This window comes from Oribacterium sinus, from assembly GCF_963537195.1.
Classification (GTDB): Bacteria; Bacillota; Clostridia; order Lachnospirales; family Lachnospiraceae; genus Oribacterium; species Oribacterium sinus_A.
This window is the reverse complement of the sequence record NZ_CAUTEG010000118.1, coordinates 1-6,314: the sequence shown is the minus strand read 5'-3', so window position 1 is coordinate 6,314 and position 6,314 is coordinate 1. Positions and strand designations below refer to the sequence as shown.

At 44.4% G+C, this 6,314-nt stretch carries 6 protein-coding genes and 1 tRNA gene; all 7 read right to left on the bottom strand.

Annotated elements, in window-relative coordinates; all coding sequences use genetic code 11:
- Window positions 1–71, bottom strand: a tRNA-Glu gene (locus RYL27_RS10285).
- Window positions 72–112: 41 nt separating this feature from the next.
- Window positions 113–1,441: a 3-phosphoshikimate 1-carboxyvinyltransferase gene (gene aroA / locus RYL27_RS10280; protein ID WP_314967039.1), complete on the bottom strand. Its 1,329-nt coding sequence runs from the start codon at window positions 1,439–1,441 to the stop codon at window positions 113–115.
- The gene (locus tag RYL27_RS10275; protein ID WP_314967037.1) at window positions 1,438–2,073 is read right to left on the bottom strand and encodes a cytidylate kinase-like family protein; all 636 of its coding nucleotides are present in this window, start codon (window positions 2,071–2,073) and stop codon (window positions 1,438–1,440) included. The genes aroA and RYL27_RS10275 overlap by 4 nt, the downstream gene beginning before the upstream one ends.
- Window positions 2,074–2,090: 17 nt before the next feature.
- Window positions 2,091–2,885: an ABC transporter ATP-binding protein gene (locus tag RYL27_RS10270; RefSeq protein ID WP_183681974.1), complete on the bottom strand. Its 795-nt coding sequence runs from the start codon at window positions 2,883–2,885 to the stop codon at window positions 2,091–2,093.
- Window positions 2,878–3,819 carry an ABC transporter permease gene (locus tag RYL27_RS10265; protein ID WP_183681971.1) on the bottom strand — a complete coding sequence of 314 codons (942 nt, stop codon included), beginning with the start codon at window positions 3,817–3,819 and terminating at the stop codon, window positions 2,878–2,880. Before RYL27_RS10265 ends, RYL27_RS10270 begins: the two co-directional genes overlap by 8 nt.
- Window positions 3,820–3,827: 8 nt before the next feature.
- A complete protein-coding gene (locus RYL27_RS10260) occupies window positions 3,828–4,952 on the bottom strand; it encodes an ABC transporter substrate-binding protein (protein ID WP_314967034.1) in 1,125 nt (374 codons plus the stop codon).
- A gap of 191 nt (window positions 4,953–5,143) precedes the next feature.
- A complete protein-coding gene (locus tag RYL27_RS10255; RefSeq protein WP_314967031.1) occupies window positions 5,144–5,986 on the bottom strand; it encodes a bifunctional hydroxymethylpyrimidine kinase/phosphomethylpyrimidine kinase in 843 nt (280 codons plus the stop codon).
- Window positions 5,987–6,314: the final 328 nt, after the last annotated feature.

The following is a 6,314-nucleotide window of genomic DNA, read 5'->3' as shown; positions in this document are numbered from 1 at the left end:
GACGAATCCGGGAATCGAACCCGGGATTCAGCCGTGAGAGGGCTGCGTCTTAACCGCTTGACCAATTCGCCTCAGTCGATTCAAAACCGACTAGCGTATATTAGCAAATATTTTATCCCTCGTCAAGAACTTTTTCAAAATCTTTGAAAAAATTCGGATAAGAAATCTGAATACATTCGGAATCCTCAATTTGCATGGGCTTTTCCGCCCTGCAGAGAAGTCCTAAAACAGAAAAGCTCATTGCAATTCTGTGATCCAAAAAGCTGGGAATCTTCTTTCCTTCCAAAGTAAATACAGAACCTTTTCCCGGAATAATCATGCCATCTTCCGTTTCCACTGCAGAAATGCCCAGGCACTGTAAGTTCTCCACACAGGCCTTGATTCGATTGGACTCCTTTACCTTAAGCTCCGCCGCATCATAAATCCGGGTATTTCCCTCTGCAATCGTAGCCAGTACAGCCAGTAGGGGAAGCTCATCAATCAAACGAGGAATTAAGTCTCCTCCGATATCCACTGCCTTTAAAGCTCCATAGCTAAGACAAATATCCCCCCGCTCTTCTCCATACACCGTAGAGCAGTTTTCCAAGGAAATCTTCGCCCCCATCTTTTCCAATACGGTTAAAATTCCGCACCTGCTGGGATTCAGACCGATATTCTTAAGTCGTAAAAAAGAACCGGGAAGAAAAAATACGGAAGCCATAAAATAGGCCGCAGAGGAAATATCTCCCGGCACAAAATACTCTCCGGGGAGAGCCTTAAGCTCCTGCCCTCCCTCCAAAGAAATCTCCACTCTGCCATCCTCTAAGCCTCTTGTAGAACATTCCACACCCATAGCCCTCAAAAGACGTTCCGTATGGTCTCTGGAAAGACTCGGTTCAATCAGGGAGGTCTTCCCCTTGGCATAAAGCCCTGCCAAAAGAACGGAAGACTTCACCTGGGCGGAAGCAACCGGACTTTCGTAGCAAATCCCATTAAGAGGAGAGCCGCTAATCTCCAAAGGAGCTGTACCCTTTTCTCCTTGCATCTTGATTTTTGCCCCCATCTTTTCCAGGGGAAGGCAAACCCGCTTCATAGGACGTTTTTCCAAACTTTCATCTCCCGTTAAGCAGGAAGAAAAGCTTTGCCCTGCTAAGATTCCTGCCATCAGTCGCATGGTGGTACCGGAATTCCCGCAGTATAAGGCTTCGCCCGGAGCCTTTAAACTGTGAAGACCAAGGCCTTGAATTCGGAGGCTGTCCTGCTCCTGTTCTATAGAAACGCCCATTTTTCGGAAAACGGAAATGGTGGATAAACAGTCTTCCCCCGGCAAAAAGCCTTTTACTTTCGTTTCTCCCTTGGCCAAGGCGGAAAACATTACCGCCCGGTGAGAAATGCTTTTGTCTCCGGGCACCGTTAAGCTGCCCTTTATTACTTTTCCCGCTCCCGCGATGCTTTTCATCATTCGATATAGCCTTTCATTTGCAGATAATTTCTCATCAACAATTCCATCTCATCATAATTGATGCGAGAAGCATTAATCATCAAATCGTAATTGTCCGGTTTCATCCATTCTTCTCCGGTATAATAACGATGATATTCTTTTCTTTCCTTATCAATCTTCTTGATACGCTTCTTAGCCTCTTCCCGATCCACCTTACAATAGTCCATGGTTCTTTCAATACGTTTTTCTATATCTGCATAAACGAAGAAATCCACATGTTCCTTCCCGGCATCTCGAAGAACCACATTGGCACAACGACCGGCAATAATACAGCATTCCTGCTCCGCCAGCTCCACCACCACCTGACTTTGAAAACGAAATAGATTCTCGGGGCTCACGATGTCCTCAGATAAACTAGGCTTTCCCAATCTGGGCTTTAAGGAATCCACGATTTTAAACAGCACATTGCTTCCGGCCTTCTCATCTGCCAGACGAAAATACTGCTCTCCAATGGCGGTTTTCTCTGAGGTGATTTTTAAAATCTCCTCATCATAAAAGGGAATCCCCAGGCTTTCCGCCAAACGCTTTCCCACAATTCTTCCTCCGGAACCGTACTGCCTGCCAATAGTTATTACAAAGTCTTTCTTTAACATAGTCTCTCCTCCCCTTCTTAGGATAAAAGAATACGATCGTTGTCCAATGCCTTTCCTGCCTTTGCCATAAAGAGCTCCAGCAGCTTATCTACGGAAAGTCCCTCTCTCTCCTGCCCGAATAAATCCAAAACGATATTTCCCTGATCCATCATCAAAGTTCGGTTTCCAAGTTCCAAAGCCTGATGCATATTATGGGTAATCATCAGGCAGGTGATTTTTCTCTCTTCCACAATATTTCGGGTCAGTTCCAATACTTTATCCGCGGTTTTCGGATCCAATGCCGCTGTATGCTCGTCCAAAAGCAACAGCTTCGGCGTTACCATGGTGGCCATTAAAAGAGTAAGAGCCTGTCTTTGTCCGCCGGAAAGCAATCCCACAGGATGATTCATCCGATCCTCCAAGCCCATTTCCAAAAGGCTTAGCTGCTCCCGAAAGAATTCTCTGTCCTTCTTTTTCACTCTGGAAAATAAAGAGCTGTGGGAAGCTCGAAGATAGGAAACAGAAAGATTTTCCTCAATGCTCATGTGAGGCGCGGTACCCATCAGAGGATCCTGAAAAAGTCTTCCGATAAATTTACTCCGCTTATGCTCCTGTAAAAAGGTAATATCTTCTCCCTCTAAAACCACCGAGCCGCTGTCCAATAAAAAGCTCCCGGAAATTGCATTAAAGAGGGTGGACTTTCCTGCTCCGTTACTTCCTACTATAGTCGCAAAATCTCCGGAAGACAAATGCAAATTTAAATCCTGCAAGGCTTTTTTTTCATGAATGGTTCCCGCATTAAAGGTCTTATAAATATGGGATAAACTAAGCATGCTTCTCCCCTTCCTTTTTCTGTCGTTCCATAGCATTTCGTCTTAATCTGCTATATTGTAAAAGCTCCTTCACCTTGGTGGAAGAAATTGCCAGCGCTACAATGCAGGCACTGACCAGCTTGAAGGCTTCCGTGGGTACCTTTAAACGTAAAGCCAGTGCAATAATGCTTCTATAAAGCAGAGAACCGAATACCACACCCAAAAGACGCAAAATCAGCTTTTTCTTTCCGAAAATGCTTTCCCCGATAACTAAAGATGCTAATGCCACCGTTACCATACCGGTACCCAAATTAATATCAGCCGTTTTGTTATACTGGGCGATTAAAGAGCCGGAAAGACCGGTTAAAGCATTGGACAGACAAAGTCCTACCGTAATGGTAAAGGTGGGATTAATGGAGGACGCCCGGACCATAGCAGGACTGTCTCCAGTTGCCCGAATCGATAGACCCAGTCCGGTTTTAAAGAACCATTTTAAGAAAAAGCAAAGAAGAAGAACAATAATACTAAGGAGAATCACCACTCCCCACTCATTTAAAAAGGCATTATCCCCTGCAAAGAGCGTAAAAATTGTGTCTGTACCAAAGATGGACAGGTTGGAAGAAAAACCCATCACCGCTAAATTCACGGTATAAAGTCCTGTATTCACAATGATTCCCGCCAAAATACTTTCAATCCCCAGAGTAGTTTGCAAAAAGGCCGTGACAAAGCCGGAAAGAGAACCGGATAACATAGCCATAAAAATTCCCAAAATCGGATGTCCGGAAATTGTAAAAACTGCAGACACTGCCGTGCCTAAAGTATAAGATCCGTCGGTAGAAAGGTCTGCGATATTTAAAATACTATAAGAAATAAATAGTGCCATGGCAACCAGGGCATAAATAAGCCCCAGTTCCACAGCTGTTTTCATAATTCCTACTGTTAAAAATCCACTCATCTTGTATCCTATGATTTAAATTCTTTTTCCGTCTTAATCTCCACAATCTTAGTGCAGAACGGCTTGAAGGCTTCTTTAATCTTATCTAAGGAATAGCCTAATTTTTCGGCAGTTTCCGTATTGACTGTTGCAATACCGTTATCAAAGGTCTGAACCGGAAGGGTTGCCGTGTCCTTACCCTGGCGAAGTACCTCATCCACCATATCCGCAGTAGCCTTTCCAAGCTGTACGTAATCTACGCCGTAACCGGCAAAGGCTCCATTTAACGCAAAGGAATCCGCTCCGCCGTAGTGAGGAATCTTCGCCTTTATCAGCTTCTCATAGAAGGAAAGCTCTGCCTTCTGAATGGTATTGTCTGTAGGAGTGAAGATCGCATCCACCTTCTCTGCAATCAGTGCATCCACAGCCTGACTCACCTCATCGGTGGTGGTTCCGGTCTTTTCTACTACTTCCACACCCTTGTCAGCCAGATACTTCTTCGCTGCTGCAATAGGCTGCTGAGAGGAGTCCTCACTCTTGGAGTACAGAAGACCGATCTTCTTTGCCTCAGGATTCTGGGCAAAAATCAAATCCATAATGGCATCCGTATTTAAGAAATCGGAGGTTCCTGTAATATTTCCTCCCGGCTTTTCCATGGAATCCACAAGCTTTGCGGAAACCGGATCGGAGGCTGCGGAGAAAACGATGGGGATATTTTTTCCTTCGGTCTGAGACTGTACTACCTGAATCGCCGGGGTAGCAATGGGAACAATCACATCCACATCATCCGCAATCAGCTGCGCAGTCATCTGGTTTAATACGGAGGCATCTCCCTGTCCGTTCAAACGATATTCCTTATACTCATACTTTGCTCCGGAGCTTTCAGACAAGCTATCCAGCTCCTCACAAAGACTGTCCTCAATCTGGTTTAAGGAGGGGTGATCCATAAACTTTAAAATCCCCACCTTATAGGTCTTTCCATTTCCGGCATCTGCCTTACTGTCCGCTTCCTTACTTTCCTCTTTCGCTGCGGTAGAGGCCTCTGTAGCCTTCTGCTCTGTGCCCTTTCCACTCTCCGCCTGCTGCTTAGCGCCACAAGCCCCTAAAACCATGGCCATAGACAAGACCAATGCTACTCCAAATCTCTTTTTCATAATGTCCTCCTTAAAAACTGTAAGTCTAAACTCTAGCACAAAAGACCTTCTCTTTCAAGAATTCCCCCATGGGAATGCCCCGGCAGAGCGAAAAGAACCATACTTATTTTTCATATCTCCTATGCTTCGACGCATCTTCTCTTGAAACATAAAGAGTCAGACTTTTACTGTACAAGATTCAAGGGTCAGAACTACGCATTTAAAAGACTCAGATAGCGCTCCATAGGAATACCCTTTTCAGAAAGATGATCCTCCTCATAAGCATCGATAAAGGCTCCGATTTTTTCCACCGCCCACATTCCTGCGGCAAAAAAATCATTTTCCTGCATAAAACGTCCCAGAAGAAGAGCGGAGAACAAATCTCCGGTTCCCACAAAATGCTTGTCTCTCATTCTGTAAGGAATCCGGCAAAACTCCCCCTTCTTCTCGTCATAAAGGAAAACACAATTTTGTCCGTCAATCTTCATACTGGTAATACAAACCGATTTCGCTCCCGCATCTCTTAGAGACTTCACCAAGTCCTTAGCCTCCTCTAAGCTAAAGTCCGACTGCTCCGGATTTTTCCTTGCCAGCAGCAATGCTTCGGTACTATTGGGAACAATATAATCTGAAAGCCCCATAAGCTTTCTTCTACTTTCCACCGCCTCCGGTGAAATCCCGTAATAGAGCTTTCCATTGTCCGCCATAATAGGATCAAAGAAAATAACACAGCCCTTCTCTCTTTCTTCCTTACAAAGCTCCGCCAAAAATTCTCCCTGCTTTTCCCCGGTAATAAAGCCGATAGCCATGGCATCAAAGGAAAAGCCAAGTTCTCGCCAGACCTTAACGCTGCCCTTCATATATTCCGTAGTATCTAAAATTTCTGCCTTACCAAAGTCCAACACATTGGAAACCAAAGCGGTAGGCAAGGAAAACAGCTGATATTTCATTGCCGTTAAGGTAGGAATCATCCCCTGCAAAGCCACCTTCCCATAGCCTGGAAAATCATTACACAAAAAAATATTTTTCCCGCTTTCTCTTTTCACATCAGCCATTGCTTTTCTCCTTTTTATACTATCTGAAATATACTTTTTAGCACTTTATTTTAGCATATTATCACACAAAAAATAAGTATTCTGCTCAGCGCATTTTTGTGGAGCAGAATACTTTTTATCTAATCTTTAATTACAATATGCCCGTTTCCTTCATACCGGTCTGAAAAAGGTATACTCCAAGTGCGTCAGCACTTGAAGAACTTTGCAGAAATAGAAACTGAAGAAATCCATTAACCAACGCGAATGATGCAGTACAGTCTTTCATAGGGGTAGTCTGAGCCCGTCAGTACTTACTGAAAGCGAGCAAAGCGAAGCTTGAAGTTAGTAC

Bases quoted from the DNA above. Each gene is read 5' to 3' on its own strand.
- aroA (WP_314967039.1), bottom strand. From the start codon at position 1,441: ATGATGAAAAGCATCGCGGGAGCGGGAAAAGTAATAAAGGGCAGCTTA.
- RYL27_RS10275 (WP_314967037.1), bottom strand. From the start codon at position 2,073: ATGTTAAAGAAAGACTTTGTAATAACTATTGGCAGGCAGTACGGTTCC.
- RYL27_RS10270 (WP_183681974.1), bottom strand. From the start codon at position 2,885: ATGCTTAGTTTATCCCATATTTATAAGACCTTTAATGCGGGAACCATT.
- RYL27_RS10265 (WP_183681971.1), bottom strand. From the start codon at position 3,819: ATGAGTGGATTTTTAACAGTAGGAATTATGAAAACAGCTGTGGAACTG.
- RYL27_RS10260 (WP_314967034.1), bottom strand. From the start codon at position 4,952: ATGAAAAAGAGATTTGGAGTAGCATTGGTCTTGTCTATGGCCATGGTT.
- RYL27_RS10255 (WP_314967031.1), bottom strand. From the start codon at position 5,986: ATGGCTGATGTGAAAAGAGAAAGCGGGAAAAATATTTTTTTGTGTAAT.